We start from the raw sequence: 14,683 nt of genomic DNA on the forward strand, positions 1-14,683 counted from the left end.
GATATAAATACGGGCGAGACGCCTGTACCATAAAAAATCTACTTTACAAGAAAATCTGTAATTAAGAAGATTTTCTTGACAACCAAATTTATACAGAAGAAATTTTGATTGTTATATTGCGAACCATTGACAAAAGCTATCTGTTCATTGAAAAGGCAATTATGGTAAGGGTAAATCGTGCAAAAATGTAAAAAAATTAATATTTTATTAATAATCAAGCTATGCATTGATTTTGTTGCATCACTCAGTACATTCCAACAAAAATTACACTTATTACCTTTCGATCTCTCCCTTCTGCCTTTCTTCGGTATAATTTTGCTATTTATTACTAGTAGAGTACGGAGGAAATAAACCTACCATTAGCAATAAGAAAAAATCTTCAGTAATAAGCTTTTGCGCCTTCTGCCGTAGTAGCGATCTCACGTACTAGACTTTACCTGCTAAGTTGACTAACTGTTTAAAATTGGCTAAATAAATGCTCTGTTCGATCTTATCGATTTTAATCCAGCCTTTTTCATGTAGTTTTTCCATAATTTTTGTTGTTTCTTCAACACTAATTTCTGTAACATCTGCTAAATCCTTGAAAGGAATGTTATATATTTCTTTTCCATTTTCTAAAGACTGACCGTAACTTTCACCTAGGGTGACAAGAGTGTGAGCTAACTTGACAGCTGGGGGAGAAGAACGCATTTGCAAGCGGACATTAATTTGCCTGAGCCGCCGAACCATCAGTTGCAGCATTCGATGATGTAATTGTGGGTCTTTAAATAATATTTGAATAAAGCGTTCTCTAGAAATACTCAGCAACTTTACGGGAGAAAGAGCAATAACATCTGTTGAGCGAGGGGATTCGTCTAAAATTGCCATTTCTCCAAAAAAATCGCCCCGACCTAAAATTGCTATAGCGACAGAATCTTCACCTACAGTACGCCGAACTTTAACCCAACCAGAAACCAGAAAGTAGAGAGCATTACCCCAGGCATCTTCCATGAGAACAGCTCTTCCTGCCGGGTATTCATGATCGATAGCAACAGAGAGCAGCCATTCTATTGTTTGGGGGTTGGCAGTGCTCATCAAAGGAAACAGTTCACTAAAAACCTCAGTCTGCATGAAATATATCTTTAATAAATAAAAGGTTATTGAAGGTTATTGGTTGGTGGTTAGTGGTTAGTAGTTGATGACTCTCGACTAACTATCCTTTTTCTTCTCTTTTTTTGGTTGTTCTGGAATATCCGTTAGTGCCTTTATCTGTAGGTCTAAGTTTTCCAGTACTAGGTTTAAGCTATTAAAAGCTTCTAGTTGTCCGTTATTGAGATTGGAATTAAGAGCAAGACGGTCTTTAAGTTCGCGTAACTTGTAGGTCAATTGCTGGGAAATTCCTACTGCATCGCGGCTCAAACGTGCTAATTGTTGCTGTTGATAAAATTTTAAAGCGGCTCCCCGCAACACTTGTAATGTTGCCTCTTCACCATACATTCCCGGCATGACGCGCAAACGCAGTAACAAGCGATTGTGTTGATAAAGGCATTCTTTCTCTACCTGTTTTGGTTCGACAACTGTGGTCATGGGTAGAGATGCAAAACGTTTTAATTCATTCAATACTCCTTGGAAGACAGAGAGAGGTACTTTTTCCAGGACAGACTGTAAAACTCCATTTTCACTCCAGAGTATTCTGCCGTGGTAAGGTCTTCTCTCCAAGTACAAACGACCAATTCCATCTGATAACACTCGTCCTAGTAACTGTTCTAGTAATTTTCTAGGTGGTAATGTCGCTAATTCTTCAACCGAACTGATAATATCAACGCTGGGTAAGTGCAAAACGTGCAAGTTGGAAGGTAGGGTTGTTCTATCACCATCCCTGTCTTTATATTCTTTGGTGGAGCTGGGTCTTTCATGGTGGGGAGTTGGTGTCGAACCTTCCGATTCGTTCAAGGAGGTTGAATACCCAAACTGCCAAACAGTATCGCCATTGTGTACCGTTTGTGCTTGAGTATGTGTCTTATCTACCCGTCGTTCTGGCGCTTCAGGGATGATAGTGTTAATTTGCGTATCGGAGCTATCCACGATCGCAGCCGGTTTTTTTTCTTGAGCAATGTCTTCCCAAGATTTTGGCATTGGTTTGCCCGCAATCGCTCCTGTATTTTTATGATTCAGGTACGCTGAGAGTATGGTACGGTGAGTATCGCCATTGATAGGCTGAGTTTCCATGGTGCAATTGATGTATGGCAGTATGCGGTTTACGTAATCTATAGCCGCATTGTCTTGGGGATTCACCATTCCCAGTACCAAATTGTTGTCTTTTATGTTAAAGGGCAAAATCTGGTGATACAGACACGCTTCAAAGGACAAGGTACTTTCAATCAACCGAAAGATTTGCTCTCGGTCTAGTCCTTGTTCCGACTGATTTTGTGTGCTGGGTAGCACTTGCTTACCACTTGCTGCGGTATCAGCTGGTTTACCCTCTGAAGACAACATACGGTTTTGATGCTAGATGTTTCTATATATCCTATACTGCCCACAAATAAGTTGGCAGTAAACAGAATATGATTCTAGACTAAAAAAAGTTAAATAAATAACTAAGAGTGGCGCGTCCAAACTCAGGTGGTGTGTTGTTAGGATGGGTAATGTCAACCTACAACTTATGTACACCATTTTTGAGATGGACGCGCCAACGTTTGGAGTAAATTGTTACTAAGTGCTGCGCCTTCGGTAAACACGCAGTTCCAAACTTAATTTATGGCTCAAGTGAATAAAATCAATTTTTTTCCTGACTAATTCTCATATCCATATTTATAGATGTGTGGTGATTGACTGAAATTTCAACACTCATTCAGCTTGGGTTCTCATTCCTTGAGCTATCAAGTAGACTTTCGTCCATTCACCCATAGCTTGATGGGTCTTAATTTTTAATTGTTGAGCGATTTCCTCTATGGAACGACCTGCTTTTCGCATATCTAGTATTTGGCGCTGCGTTGCGGTTAATTTCTCTTGCAGTCGCTCCCATTGGTTCGGCGTTAAACCCAAATTGTGCTCTTCTAAAGAAGTTGACAACCAGCCATCTACCAGTTCTGGCTTATCTTTCAGCGCAAATACACGGACTGCATGGTAGCTGATTTTTTCTCGCAGTCGGTAGATTTCTTTAATGGGTTTACCGAGTTGTTTGGCGATCGCATCTTGTGTTTTCCCTTCTAGGTAGAGATGCAGCCACTCAACCGCTTCTTGTCCGAGATGTTCTCGCAAGTAAGTTTCAAATTCCTGCTTCACAGCTTGACGCAGCGTTTGTTGTTCCTCGGCTTCTTGTGCTTCTTGATACTCTACGATAGCTTGAGTATCAACCAAGTTAATGCGGTTATCGCTGTCATCTGTGAGAATTTCTTCTGAAACCAACCTAACTAAATCGCTGCTTGGCACTTGAGTTAAGCCACCACGCTGAGTCCGTCTCAGATAGTTTACAAAACGATATACGAGCAATGGTTGATTGCGAACTGGGCGCAAACAATACTCTTCCACACTGGCAAACAGGAGGGCATTTTTTAACCTATCATCAGTCGTGCATTCCCCAATAGAAAGCATTTGCTGCTGCATGTAGTTATCACTTTGCAATAATTCTTGGATAACTTCTTGCAACACATCTAGCACTGTCCGTTGGCGATCCCGGCTTAACGCCACCCAAGTCTGAATTTTGTTCCGTAATGTTACCAGACTCCCCAACCGAGTTATTAAGTTGCGATAAGCACGTTCTCTGGCAATACCCAAGTAACGTTGACGTAAAATCCGATAGCGGTACTCCATTGCTTGCTGAGCAATATCTAACTCTTTTGAGGAGAGTACCTCAAATCGTTGCAAATCACTTCCTAAAAGCCAATCAACGATACTTTCCCTATTGACAAGATTTTGTTCCGGGCACTCCTCAGCTAACCGCTTTCGCCAATAATGTGCCAGTTTTTCTGCCTCCAACGCCATAGTGAGATTGCGCTCCTCGAGACCCTGTTTTAAAGTTTGCATCACAACCCCCTTTTATCCCACTTAACTTTTTCACTGGCAGTTGCCCCTGATAAAATCATGTCCGTCATAAACTAAGCGCGTCTCTACTTTGTATTACGTTCTAGTTCACTAGAGTTATGCAGAAAGTTTTATCTTCCGAAGCATCTTTATCTAGCCCAAATCACGGAAAACCTTGTTTTCTAGACCTTGTGCAGCTTTACAAAAATTTACATTTTGTTAATCTACGGCAGGTAATTTGAACCTAGAAAACCATTTTGATGACAACATACAGTTATGCACGGTATATGTAATGAGGGTCTTGGAAACATTAACATTTTGCACCCGCTCTCGTAGCGCGAAGATAACTCACCCCCGTCTAGACGCGGTTTTGCGAATATATGTTTCACCCTTTTGGAGTTATCAGTTCCCAGTTACGAGTTATCTGGTGAGTGCGAGGCACTCATTAAAGTTGCCTCATTCTACCGTGTACCGTATAGATGTTTTTTATACCGTAATTTAAGTGACCAGTGTATTTAGGGTTACTTAGGGATTATACCACCGATCGGATGGCTCCATGCCCAACCCCCAACTAGCGAATCTCCTCATAAAAACGCTTGAGGTATTGCGGCGAAACACCAAAACCCCAAAGGAAACCAATGTAAAGATATATAGCTGTTGCTTTAAAAAATCCCCAATGTGCCACGCGGCGATCGCTACTATGAACAACTCGGTTCAGCAAACAAATTCTTCCCTGTTGCACCAACTTCAAGCACAAGTCAGCTTCTTCCATAATGGGGAGATTGCTATCAAAACCCCCACATTCCCAAAAATCAGTACGACGTACAAAGATAGCTTGATCCCCAAACAACAAACGCAATCCCCGAACAAACAAATGCGGGCGAAACAGCAGTGGTGCGTAATAAGTTTTTAAAAAGTTATGCAGCGTCACACCCCAACGTGTGGTTTTATCTCCAGTCATGAGGGAAATAAAACCACCAGCCGTCACAGATCCGTCTGCCAAAGTCTCCTCAATTAAAGTCACAAGGTCATCTGACACTAAAGTGTCAGCATGTACAAAACACAAATACTCCCCAGAGGCTACCTCCGCACCCTGGTTCATTTGTGCAGCACGCCCGCGTTTTTGAGCAATCAGGACAGAAGCGCCTGCTTGTTCGGCTATAGTAACGGTGCCATCAGAACTTCCGCCATCAACAACAAGCACTTCCCTTGCAGGTGGCGTTAACAGATTCAGATGGCGTAGAGTACGTCCCAAGCACTTCGCTTCATTTAAAGTCGGAATAATAATAGAGACTTTAGACATACATGACCGATAACTAGTAACCGATGACAAATGACAAATTACCTTCGTACTATCGGATTTTCTACAGCTTGTCGGTACTGTTCGACTTCCTGTGTATACCCAATAGGTAGAACAGCTTCAACGTTTTCATGGGGACGCGGAATAATAACCCATGATTCCAAAGTACCGCCATGAACTTTTTCTACAGCATCAATACCAGCTGCCATAGAGGTTTTTACTTCTTGAACATCACCCCGTATGTTAACTGTAAAGCGAGCACTACCCACTCTTATATATCCAACGAGGGTGACTCGACCTGCTTTCACCATCGCATCTGCTGCCGCAAGTACGGCAGGAAAACCTTTAGTTTCAATCGATCCAACTGCCTGTAGTGGCATTGGTTATCTCCTATATCAGTAAACGTATCTGGCGCAACAAGATAATTGTACGAATGTTTCTACCTATTTTGATAGGTTTTCTTTTAGGAAACACGGAATGGCTCTGATTTCTTTGTAAAGTGTATGGGCAAAACGCTTTCCACGTTTTCTGGAGGATTGGGAACAATGTAGTAAGTAATGACCTTACCACCATTAGACTGCTCGTTACCTGCAGCAATCCCTGCTTCAACGGCTCTTTCTACCTCAGCAGTATCTCCACGAACTGCAACCAACAATCGAGCGCTTTCTGCCAGACCATAATATACAAGGGTAACGGCAGCCGCTTTCACCATTGCATCGGCTGCAGCCAGTACAGCAGGAAAACCTTGTGTCTCAATAACCCCAACTGCCATTGGCATGGCTTTAAACTCCCAAATTAAGTAGTCATTGTCAAAATCATCTTACTGGAAAATAAGGGGCGGGCAGTAGGGAACAGGGAGAACAGCTGGGAATGAGGGCGAACAAAATAGTTCACTTCTTTACCAAAATATACGCTGTCGCGTACTCGGGGAGTCGCCTGATATTGCGATCGAAATCTGTTCTCCCTTGGAAAATACCTGCTAAGAAATCGAGTTGATGAAGATTGGGTAAAAACGCTCCGCCTGTATCCGCAATGATTCCCAGTTTTAAATGTTTGCGTCCGCCTTGAAGATATTCAAGAGCAACAACTTTTCCCAAACCAATATTAAGGATATCTCCTGCAAAAGTAACTCCTGGAGAAATAGAAATTTTGGCATCTATCTTATATCCATAACCTTTAATAGCATCGACTTCCCTAAAATACCAGTAGCGTTTTTGTGCTCTCGCTGCTGCACCTCGAATATAAGGAATACCATTATTTCGATCTACATTAAACAGTGCTTGAGAACCATCACTAAATTTAATAAGAATTGTTCCCTCCATCAGAGCTTCTTCCAAACCCTCTCGAGTTAAGTAGGCAAGAGGTTCGACTTTGCCAAATTCTTTACCTCCTGGTTCGTAAATACCTCGTAAAACATCTTGCTTGGTATACTTGGTATAAAAATTGTCTGTAATTGAATGGTCTTTTAAACTATAAATAGCTGTATTAAAAGTGGGAGTTTTCTTACGAGAGCCTGGATGAGTAAAAACAGCATATTTTGTGAGCCGCAGTTGTTTTTGACTGGGATTTCCCGGATTATAAGCAGACCATTTCATCACCCGAAAATGAGTATTAATGAAATTTGGATCTTGCAAGCGTGTCACTCGCTTGTTGCTAATATCTTCCTGTAAGACAGAAATCATGAAATCCAAAGTATTCAGAGCATCTTGTACGGTAATTCCTTGAGTTTCTAGCAATCCCGGTCTTTGAATATTTGGATCTTCTGCAGCATAGTCTTCAAAATACTTTCTGGTATTTGTGAGAGTCGCTAATAACTCTGCTTGATTAAAATCTACTTTAACAGTAGGTAGTTTTCCACGTGTAAAAACGCGATCGCCAGAAACGTTAAATTTATCTTTTTGTAATTCATCAATAACTTGATAAGACTTTGGAGTACTTGTTAGTTGTTTGGTTGATGGAGTGTTTTGCTTATCTTGCTTGTTAAAGGATTGTGGAACAAGGAAATTACTGTAGATTGAGGATAGGTTTTGGGAAGTTAAATTTTGTTGGTCTGTTGGTTTAATTTTTAACTGAGTGTAGAGATGATGACTGGCTAAACAAACAAGTAGTGAAGCAGCAAAACCTATTGTTATGCGGAATGTTCGGTTCGAGAGGATAGGCATAAGTTAAAGAAGCAATTTCCTTTATCTACAATTGTCTGTTACATATTGTATATCTCAACTTCCGGTTTAAAATCGAAAATCCGTGATAATACTTGTGCGATTGCATTTCAGTTAATGACAATATGGCTCCAATTAAGCTTGCGTATCCCAAAATTCCCGACAGTAAAAACTGCCCTTTCAAGCAATGTATCGCTTTTGAGAAGTACGATGGTACGAATCTACACTGGGTTTGGGATTCCGAACTGGGCTGGTATGCCTTCGGTACACGACGTGACAGATTTGACTTTGATGAAATGGGTATTACAGACTTTAATGCTGCTCATCCCGGTTTAGAGGAAGCAGCTAGCATTTTTTTAAGAGACTTTGCGAATCCACTCACAACTCTTTTCCAAAACAATCCAGATTATCATAGCCCAGAAATCGTTGTTTTTACTGAATTTTTTGGAGCTTCATCATTTGCAGGAATGCACAAAAAGGAAGATTCAAAGCAACTTGTTCTGTTTGACGTACAAACCGATAAAGGCATTATTGAACCGGAAAAATTTGTGAAAGATTTTCAGGAATTAAACATTGCAAAAGTTGTTTATCGAGGCAAACTGACTGGCAAATTCATTGATGATGTTCGTGAAGGAAAATACAATGTAGCGGAAGGTGTTATCTGTAAAGGAGGGAAAAGTAGTGAGGATTTATGGATGGTAAAAATTAAGACAAATGCATATTTAAAAAGACTTCAAGAAGTTTTTAAAGACAATTGGAACAATTACTGGGAATAAGTACAATATTGATTCAATATTCACCAATCGCAACTCATCGCTCGCTGTAAAAAGAATTGGCAAAGATAGCAGCTTGAGTTCTGTCTCGTAAATTTAACCGACTGAGAATACTGGTCACGTGATTTTTTACAGTTCTTTCCGAAATATAGAGAGACTCAGCTATTTCTCTGTTATTGGCACCAAGTGCAATTAAATGCAACACTTCTCTTTCTCTAGGAGTTAATTCAGCAAATTCGGGCGGAGGACTGGGAGATTTGGTTATTGGGACGTCTGGTAAGGGAGTAAAAACTTTTTCAAATAGCCCCGGACCTAAATGGGTGTGTCCCAAATAAACAGAACGAATTGCATTTGCTAATGGTTCTAAAGGAGTGTCTTTTAATAAATATCCTCTTGCTCCAAATCGCATAGCTTGAGCTATATATTCATCATCATCAAAGGTTGTTAATACTAACACTTTCACAAGAGGAAATCGCTGACAAATCACCTGAGTTGCTGCTACACCATCCATCACAGGCATGCGAATATCCATCAAAACCAAATCTGGTTGTTGAGAACTGTTGTCAAACATCTCAACAAATGAAATCGCACTTTCACCGTCTTCTGCCTCCCCCACAATTTCAAAGTCGGGTTTTAACTCCAACAAACTTTTTAAACCTTGACGAATAATAATTTGGTCATCTACAAGTAACAGGCGAATCATGGGGTTTTGGATTTTAGATTTTGGATTTACTGTTTTAGATTTTGGACTTTCCATGAGAAACAGAGTATGAAGTACTGGGTATTGTGAAAATTCATACAATTTCCCATTTCCATTAATAAGGTAATAAAGCCTTTATACAGCAACCTTCACCCGGTTTGCTATCAATATAGAATTGACCTCCTAATGCCAGTGTTCGTTCTCTCATTCCCTGTATGCCAAATCCAGTTGTATTTTGATGTGGGTTAAAGCCTTTACCGTTATCATAAATCTCTAAACTGAGTAAAGTCACGGTTACTTGTATATTAATTGTTACATGAGTTGCCCCACTGTGTTTTGCAGTATTTGTCAGGGCTTCTTGAACAATACGATAACTTGCCGTACAGACTTCAGCAGGTAAAGATTGATATAAGTTAAAGATACAATTTGGAGTGATCCCAGTTCGACGCTGAAAATCTACTAGTAAAACTGTTAGTACAGACTCTAAAGATTTTCCATAAAGAGGGTCAGAACGCAATGTGGCGACGGACATCCTAACTTCTTTGAGAGCATTGCTACCCAGTTGTTTTGCTTCTAATAAAAAAGTTGTGGCTTTGTCAAGATTAGATTGTAGGAAGACTACAGCATTTTCTAATTGGATACTCTGGGCTGTCAGTGAGTGACCGAGTGAATCATGAATTTCTCGTGCAATGCGGTTGCGCTCCTGTAAAGTTGCCTGATCTTCGATCCGAAGAGCATATTCTCGGAGTTTTTGGTGGGCTTTAGCTAACTTTTCCCGGCTTTGTCGTTCTGCAAGCAAAGCATTAACCAAAAGTAACACAAAGACTAGCACCAACCCAAACATTAACCCTGAATTTAATGCCAAATGCCAAACCAATGTTCTAAAATCTCCATCTGGCATTGGTTTTGGCATCAAAGCTGCCATAGGCGGCGGCGGTACTTTGGGGAGGGGTACTCGGGGGAGGGGTGCTTGTAGGGGTGCTCGTAAAAAAGACACATTTTGTAGCGGTAGCAACCAAGTGAAAACAAAAGATAGAAAAGCTAAACCTGCTACGAGCAAACGTCCGCTCAATTGAAAAAGCAAGCAGCTTCTAACGACAAGAATCAACAAAAGTGCAGGTGAAAGACCTACGACTCGACGACTCATGACAATTGCTAAAAAAACGAGTCCAAACTCAAATCCCGTGTAAAGTATTTTTACAATTAAGGATCTAGCAGTTGGTAACCACAAACCTGCTATTCCAAAGCTAGCAATGCATAAAGATAATGGCAGAGGATCTTGGGAGGAAGAGGGAGGCGGTAGAAATGTTGGATGTGGAACTTCGACTAAGGGGAACTCAACCAGAAGCGCAATACCTAAAAGTATCCACTCAAGATAGAGTAGTAAGCGAAAGGGATGAGGCTTGGGCTGAATGAGGTGTTGTATGGTGGCAATTCTAGTTTTTTTCACTCTATGAAACAAGATTTTGTAGGGAGTATATAAATTTTATTTGATTTTTTAAACAAATGTGTGGTAGTTATGCACACCATAGATAAGATTTTTTATAATTTCCTTAAAATTTTCAAAGAGACATTAGTCCTATTTTAACTATAGTTAAAATAGGACTTAAGTACCGATCGAAGTTAGTACTTTAGGCTTATCCTTTTCTAGGAATTTTGTTCCATGTATAAAGCGATCGCAAATGTATAAAGTTAGTGAGTGTTTGATGGTTAGTAGTTTGTGGTTATCGGTTATCCACTCACTACAATCACCCACAATAACTAACAATACTCAAACTTATGCAACCTCACCTTATATCCATACTAATTGTCACAATCAGTTTTGCGATCGCATTTGGGGAAGCAAAAACTTTTGCTCAACCTTCTACCGAACTCGGAACACTAAAAGTTAAACCTCATGATGGAGCTATTTCACAAAAAGATTCGCTTTCTGAAGTCCAAGATATTAATTTAACTGATAAACAAAAAAAGCAAATTTGGCAAATTAGACAAGAAATATTACCCCAGATATCAGAACTGATTCCTCAGCCACAATTAACAGAAGAACAACAGAATCAACTTCAATCCGGTCATACCGTACAAATTACTTTGCAAGGACCAACATCAGAACAAAAAGCTAAATTGCAAGAACTCATGCAGTTATATGTGCAAAAAATAGAAGCCATTCTCACTCCCGAACAAAGGCAAAAGCTTCGCAATAATGAGAAAGATTTAGTTTTTTTTGAACAGCGTGTTAATTGGTAAAAATCCTCTATATCGCTAGAGGGATAAACGAATAAAGTAATTTCTTTAAAATTACCAGTAAAGAGAGATGTATTCGGGGGCATAAATAATGAACGGGTTACTGCGGTTATTTTTACCACTTATATCTTTGCCAACTTTATGTTTACTCTTACTGTCAGGTATACCGAAAGAAACTTCCGCTCAAAATACAGCTCAACAAATTTTTCCAGATGTCAAGCCCGATCATTGGGCGCAGCCATTTATTCAGGGGCTAGCAGAGAAAAATATTGTAGCTGGGTATCCAGATGGTACGTTTCGACCCGAACAATCAGTCAATCGTGATGAGTTTGCTGCCATGATTGACAAGGCGTTCAATCAACCACCAGTCCGGCAAATATCTAGCGGCAGCGCTTATAAAGATGTCCCGGAAGGTTATTGGGCAGCTCCTGCTATAGAAGACGCTTACGAACAAGGATTGATGACGGGTTATCCTAATGGTGTCTTTCGTCCCAATCAAAATGTTTCAAAGGTTGATGCAATAGCTGCTTTATCAAAAGTGGTAAATTCAACTTCCACAAAGGCACAAACAGCGACACAAGTTACTACCGTACCTGTAGCGACTCAACAAGCAAGAAAACCAACAAGAAAGTTTGCACTGTTGCCGTTGGCAATGACTTCTCTCATGCAGCCATTATTACTAGCAAAAGCCAATGCAGCTAGTGTTCCTCCAGTACAACAAATGGGTAAGGGTGAAGAGGCAAAAACAAGCGCTCGCTCGGCCAATTCTAACCGCCCTAGCTCGTATGCGGTCACGAGTTTGTACGCGGATGCTGAAGAAATTCCTCAAGACAAGGTAGATGAAATCGCAAAAGCAACTAGGGCAAATCTTGTAGTGAATTATCCAAAGCGTAACGTTCTTAACCCCAGAAAAACCCTATCTCGTGGTGAAATGAGTGCTTTAGTTTATCAAACACTGGTAGCTGCCGGAAGGATGGAACCAGTGGCTATTAATACGCCTGCTTATCAGTATATTGTGCGTCCTGAAAATAGATAAGATATTAACAGTGACCGGTGAATGGTTGCTGCTCTGGATAGAGCCCCGACTTCTTGAAGAAGTCGGGGAGTTTGCAGTCTCTCACCACCTCTGTTTCCTAGCCCGTAATCCCTAGTCCTTATTTTGCCCAATGGCTGAGCAAAGCAACACTGACTTGCCGTCAACTGATTCTCAACCACCGAGTCTGCCGACTCCAGAAGGAAATCTGAAGTCAGGGGAAACTTCCCTGACAAATTCTGCAGCCGCCATTTGGAATCAAGCAACAGCAAGTTTCCTGAAACTCCTACCTGTAGACCAGATCGCTCGGATATTGGTTAAATGGTTTAGTGTCAGTGAAAGTCAAGTTGCGGAAATTTTGGAGAGAGTTCGAGCAGAACTACCAACGACTGAAGCTTTATTGATAGGCAAACCCCAAGCGGGGAAAAGTTCGATTGTGCGGGGCTTGACAGGCGTTTCTGCGGCAATTGTTGGTCAGGGATTTCGCCCTCACACGCAACACACCGAACGTTACGCCTATCCTTCTAACGATCTACCGTTGCTCATTTTTACAGATACGGTGGGACTTGGAGATGTGACTCAGGAGACTGAGGCGATCGTTCAAGAACTGCTAGGGGATTTACAACAGCAAAATCATGGTGCTAGATCCCTGATTTTGACAGTCAAAATTAATGATTTCGCAACGGATACACTGCGGGAAATCGCTCGAGAACTGCGTCAAAAGCACCCAGAAATTCCCTGTCTGTTAGCGGTAACCTGCTTGCATGAAGTTTATCCTCCCGGTGTAGAGGATCATCCGGCTTATCCACCGGATTACGAGGAGGTTAATAGAGCGTTTACCGCCATGCAAGAAGCTTTTGCAGGATTGTACGATCGCGCCGTCTTGATTGACTTTACTTTGGAAGAGGATGGTTACACGCCAGTCTTTTACGGTTTGGAAGCATTCAGAGACACACTTGCAGACTTGCTTCCAGAAGCAGAATCCCGTGCAATTCATCAGTTGTTAGATGAGGACACGGGAAAAGAAATTGGTAATCTTTACCGCGATACCGGGCGGCGCTATATTTTAGTGTTTTCTGTCATGACAGCTGCGATCGCAGTTGTCCCGTTACCATTTGCTACCTTGCCAGTACTTACGGCTTTGCAAGTATCAATGGTAGGTTTGCTAGGGAAATTATACGGACAAACATTAAGTCCATCCCAAGCTGGGGGAATTGTCAGTACAATTGCGAGTGGTTTCTTAGCACGGGCAATTGGACGTGAGCTAATCAAATTTATCCCAGGTTTTGGCAGCGTTATAGCTGCTTCTTGGGCAGCCGCATACACCTGGGCTTTAGGTGAAGGAGCTTGTGTTTACTTTGGTGATTTAATGGGAGGCAAAAAACCCGATCCCCAAAAAATTCAGTCAGTTATGCAACAAGCATTTCAGGAAGCCAAAGACCGTTTTAAGGCAAGGTAGAGATCGAGAACTGAACAACCCCACGGGTATTAAGGGAAAGCGTAGGTAGGTGGGGTTATGCGGTATAGTTTATCCTATCGTCGCTGAGTAACGTCATAAAAAACGAGGAGTCAAATACCAGGAGCCAACTGTCTGAGTTTTCACGCATATGATTAACCGCCGTTACACGTTGTTCTAATGCAATAGAGTCTTAACTTTTCTTAAAATAGTTATATGAATCTTATAAAAATATTGCTTAGAACCACCTATGCCATCTTTCAAAATTCAGTCCTCCGAATCTCCTGATGTTACTCAAGTCACCTCTTCACCGTCATGGCAAATTAAGCTGTTGTACGACGGTGAATGTCCGCTATGTCTGCGAGAGGTCAACTTTTTGAAAAGACGGGATGCAGGTCGAGGTTTGGTAGCGTTTGTGGATATTGCAGATGATAACTATACCCCTGAAGCTCATGGTGGTATTGACTTTGAAACTGCGATGGGACGAATCCATGCCGTGCTTTCTGACGGTACAGTTATTAAAAATGTGGAAGTTTTTCGTCGAGTTTATGAGACTCTAGGAATGGGTTGGGTTTATGCAGCCACCAAATTGCCCGTTATCGGACCGATTGTTGACGCAATTTATGGGGTATGGGCTAATTTGCGACTTGCTCTTACCGGACGACCAAATATGGCGACGATTGTTGCTGAACGACAAAAGCGTATTGAAGGTAAAAGTCAGGGACGTTGCAGGCTAAGTTCCAATAGCGAATGTTAAAGTCTCCTATTACTTTATTAAGTATTTTTACAGTTGAAGAAGAACGGAAGGTCAAAAAAGTAGGTGACATCCCCACTTTTTTGACTATTTTTTATCATGATAATTTTTGCTAAAGCACTTTTCCTACTTTTTGTACTTTTAAATCATTAAAAATATTTTCAAAAAAATTTCTTAATTTTTATATCAATACGAAAATATCCGGAGGGAAACCCGATGACAGTTGTGAACTCACCGTTTTTCCTCGTGGCACTCTCCGCTTGGA

General features: G+C 41.0%; 14 protein-coding genes. 5 read left to right on the forward strand and 9 right to left on the reverse strand.

Annotation, left to right across the window (positions count from 1 at the left end):
• Positions 1-426 precede the first annotated feature (426 nt).
• The 7 genes from HC643_RS33655 to HC643_RS33685 form a co-directional block, all read right to left on the reverse strand.
• Positions 427-1,110: a Crp/Fnr family transcriptional regulator gene (locus tag HC643_RS33655; protein WP_038072157.1), complete on the reverse strand. Its 684-nt coding sequence runs from the start codon at positions 1,108-1,110 to the stop codon at positions 427-429.
• Positions 1,111-1,188: 78 nt separating this feature from the next.
• A complete protein-coding gene (locus HC643_RS33660) occupies positions 1,189-2,475 on the reverse strand; it encodes a GspE/PulE/PilB domain-containing protein (RefSeq protein ID WP_038072154.1) in 1,287 nt (428 codons plus the stop codon).
• A 351-nt stretch (positions 2,476-2,826) separates the two neighbouring features.
• The gene (locus HC643_RS33665; protein WP_038072151.1) at positions 2,827-4,005 is read right to left on the reverse strand and encodes a HetZ-related protein 2; all 1,179 of its coding nucleotides are present in this window, start codon (positions 4,003-4,005) and stop codon (positions 2,827-2,829) included.
• Between the two features lie 568 nt (positions 4,006-4,573).
• Positions 4,574-5,305, reverse strand: coding sequence for a TIGR04283 family arsenosugar biosynthesis glycosyltransferase (locus tag HC643_RS33670; protein ID WP_038072149.1), 732 nt, complete (start codon positions 5,303-5,305; stop codon positions 4,574-4,576).
• A gap of 38 nt (positions 5,306-5,343) precedes the next feature.
• Complete coding sequence (locus HC643_RS33675) at positions 5,344-5,682, reverse strand: carbon dioxide-concentrating mechanism protein CcmK (protein WP_038072146.1); 339 nt, start codon at positions 5,680-5,682, stop codon at positions 5,344-5,346.
• An 83-nt stretch (positions 5,683-5,765) separates the two neighbouring features.
• Positions 5,766-6,080, reverse strand: coding sequence for a BMC domain-containing protein (locus HC643_RS33680; protein ID WP_038072144.1), 315 nt, complete (start codon positions 6,078-6,080; stop codon positions 5,766-5,768).
• A 112-nt stretch (positions 6,081-6,192) separates the two neighbouring features.
• Positions 6,193-7,464: a protein-tyrosine phosphatase family protein gene (locus tag HC643_RS33685; protein ID WP_038072141.1), complete on the reverse strand. Its 1,272-nt coding sequence runs from the start codon at positions 7,462-7,464 to the stop codon at positions 6,193-6,195.
• A gap of 122 nt (positions 7,465-7,586) precedes the next feature.
• Between HC643_RS33685 and HC643_RS33690 the strand changes: the two genes are divergently transcribed.
• Positions 7,587-8,237, forward strand: coding sequence for an RNA ligase family protein (locus tag HC643_RS33690; RefSeq protein WP_038072139.1), 651 nt, complete (start codon positions 7,587-7,589; stop codon positions 8,235-8,237).
• A 34-nt stretch (positions 8,238-8,271) separates the two neighbouring features.
• Here the strand turns inward: HC643_RS33690 and HC643_RS33695 are convergent, their stop codons facing one another.
• Both HC643_RS33695 and HC643_RS33700 read right to left on the reverse strand, forming a co-directional pair.
• Positions 8,272-8,937, reverse strand: a complete 666-nt coding sequence (locus HC643_RS33695) for a response regulator transcription factor (RefSeq protein WP_038072181.1) — start codon at positions 8,935-8,937, stop codon at positions 8,272-8,274.
• Between the two features lie 112 nt (positions 8,938-9,049).
• The gene (locus HC643_RS33700; RefSeq protein WP_038072136.1) at positions 9,050-10,384 is read right to left on the reverse strand and encodes a sensor histidine kinase; all 1,335 of its coding nucleotides are present in this window, start codon (positions 10,382-10,384) and stop codon (positions 9,050-9,052) included.
• 329 nt (positions 10,385-10,713) lie between these two features.
• On the opposite strand from HC643_RS33700, the gene HC643_RS33705 reads away from it, so the two are divergent.
• From HC643_RS33705 to HC643_RS33720, 4 genes are all read left to right on the forward strand, one after another.
• Positions 10,714-11,178: a Spy/CpxP family protein refolding chaperone gene (locus HC643_RS33705; protein WP_038072133.1), complete on the forward strand. Its 465-nt coding sequence runs from the start codon at positions 10,714-10,716 to the stop codon at positions 11,176-11,178.
• An 88-nt stretch (positions 11,179-11,266) separates the two neighbouring features.
• Complete coding sequence (locus tag HC643_RS33710) at positions 11,267-12,211, forward strand: S-layer homology domain-containing protein (RefSeq protein WP_038072131.1); 945 nt, start codon at positions 11,267-11,269, stop codon at positions 12,209-12,211.
• Between the two features lie 130 nt (positions 12,212-12,341).
• Entirely contained in the window at positions 12,342-13,667 is a 1,326-nt protein-coding gene (locus tag HC643_RS33715) for a YcjF family protein (RefSeq protein WP_038072128.1), read from the forward strand.
• 247 nt (positions 13,668-13,914) lie between these two features.
• Positions 13,915-14,421, forward strand: a complete 507-nt coding sequence (locus tag HC643_RS33720; protein WP_038072125.1) for a thiol-disulfide oxidoreductase DCC family protein — start codon at positions 13,915-13,917, stop codon at positions 14,419-14,421.
• Positions 14,422-14,683: the final 262 nt, after the last annotated feature.

The sequence above is a fragment of the Tolypothrix bouteillei VB521301 genome (assembly GCF_000760695.4).
GTDB lineage: Bacteria > Cyanobacteriota > Cyanobacteriia > Cyanobacteriales > Nostocaceae > Scytonema > Scytonema bouteillei_A.

Coding starts and splice junctions, on each gene's coding strand:
- HC643_RS33655 (WP_038072157.1), bottom strand. CDS start 1,110: ATGCAGACTGAGGTTTTTAGTGAACTGTTTCCTTTGATGAGCACTGCC.
- HC643_RS33660 (WP_038072154.1), bottom strand. CDS start 2,475: ATGTTGTCTTCAGAGGGTAAACCAGCTGATACCGCAGCAAGTGGTAAG.
- HC643_RS33665 (WP_038072151.1), bottom strand. CDS start 4,005: ATGCAAACTTTAAAACAGGGTCTCGAGGAGCGCAATCTCACTATGGCG.
- HC643_RS33670 (WP_038072149.1), bottom strand. CDS start 5,305: ATGTCTAAAGTCTCTATTATTATTCCGACTTTAAATGAAGCGAAGTGC.
- HC643_RS33675 (WP_038072146.1), bottom strand. CDS start 5,682: ATGCCACTACAGGCAGTTGGATCGATTGAAACTAAAGGTTTTCCTGCC.
- HC643_RS33680 (WP_038072144.1), bottom strand. CDS start 6,080: ATGCCAATGGCAGTTGGGGTTATTGAGACACAAGGTTTTCCTGCTGTA.
- HC643_RS33685 (WP_038072141.1), bottom strand. CDS start 7,464: ATGCCTATCCTCTCGAACCGAACATTCCGCATAACAATAGGTTTTGCT.
- HC643_RS33690 (WP_038072139.1), top strand. CDS start 7,587: ATGGCTCCAATTAAGCTTGCGTATCCCAAAATTCCCGACAGTAAAAAC.
- HC643_RS33695 (WP_038072181.1), bottom strand. CDS start 8,937: ATGATTCGCCTGTTACTTGTAGATGACCAAATTATTATTCGTCAAGGT.
- HC643_RS33705 (WP_038072133.1), top strand. CDS start 10,714: ATGCAACCTCACCTTATATCCATACTAATTGTCACAATCAGTTTTGCG.
- HC643_RS33710 (WP_038072131.1), top strand. CDS start 11,267: ATGAACGGGTTACTGCGGTTATTTTTACCACTTATATCTTTGCCAACT.
- HC643_RS33715 (WP_038072128.1), top strand. CDS start 12,342: ATGGCTGAGCAAAGCAACACTGACTTGCCGTCAACTGATTCTCAACCA.
- HC643_RS33720 (WP_038072125.1), top strand. CDS start 13,915: ATGCCATCTTTCAAAATTCAGTCCTCCGAATCTCCTGATGTTACTCAA.